The organism is Indibacter alkaliphilus LW1, from assembly GCF_000295935.2.
Lineage (GTDB): Bacteria > Bacteroidota > Bacteroidia > Cytophagales > Cyclobacteriaceae > Indibacter > Indibacter alkaliphilus.
In genome coordinates, this window is the sequence record NZ_ALWO02000018.1 from 1 (window position 1) to 1,069 (window position 1,069).

1 protein-coding gene is annotated in these 1,069 nt (G+C 38.4%); it reads left to right on the forward strand.

Going from position 1 to position 1,069, the window contains the following annotated elements:
* Positions 1–277 precede the first annotated feature (277 nt).
* Complete coding sequence (gene tnpA, locus A33Q_RS03820; RefSeq protein WP_009036503.1) at positions 278–739, forward strand: IS200/IS605 family transposase; 462 nt, start codon at positions 278–280, stop codon at positions 737–739.
* Positions 740–1,069 lie beyond the last annotated feature (330 nt).

Genomic DNA, 1,069 nt, shown 5'->3' on the forward strand with positions numbered 1-1,069 from the left:
CCAACAGGCAAGCCCTACAGGCTTGTGATCCCTCCTCGGAAGTCAGTTTCTACCAATAGGAAGTCCCTCTGGGACTTGTTGGTTGATTTGGGATTCTGACTAATTGGTAAACTTATGGGTTATGATAAATGTGCTGTAGGCACATTCTATTGGTAGCAAAATGACGTCTAAGTCTGGGATACCGTCCTGTAGGGACGGCCTATTTATCCGTTTAAGTTGATTGGATTTATTCGCTAGTTCAAATCAATTTTTTATTTTCGGATAAAATCTCCTTAAAATGGCAAACACTTTTACTCAAATTCATATTCAAGTAATTTTCGCTGTAAAATTTAGAACAGCACTAATTGGTCATGAATGGGAAGATGATCTATATAGATACATCACCGGCATTATTCAAAATCGAAATCATAAAATGCTTGCTATTAATGGAATGCCTGATCATATACATGTATTTTTCGGTATGAGACCCGATCAATCCCTTTCTGAACTTATGCAAGAGATTAAAATAGGTTCAATGAATTGGATTAATAATTCTCGTTATTGTAAATCAAAGTTTTATTGGCAAAATGGGTATAGTGCTTTTTCATATTCTAAATCTCATTTGGGTGTTGTGACAAAATATATTCAGAATCAAAAAGAGCATCATCGAAAGAAAACCTTTTTAGAGGAATATCAAATGATATTAGAAAAATTTAAAATTCCCTATGATGAGAGGTATATATTCAAACCCTTAGAATAGGTTGGTTTATAGAGCGGGTGTGCTGTAGGTACATCCTATCGGTAGCAAAATGACATCTAAGTCTGGGATACCGTCCTGTAGGGACGGCCTATTTGTTTGTTGGGCAAGCTCTATAGGCTTGTTGACTCTCCCTGCAGACAGTTGCTATCTATTGGCAGTCCCTCTGGGACTTGTTGGTTGATTTGGGATTCTGACTAATTGGTAAACTTATGGGTTATGATAGATGTGCTGTAGGCACATTCTATTGGTAGCAAGTGTGCTCAGGATTGCGGGACCGTCCTGTAGGGGCGGCCTATTTGTTTGTTGGGCAAGCCCTACAGGCTTGTTGGG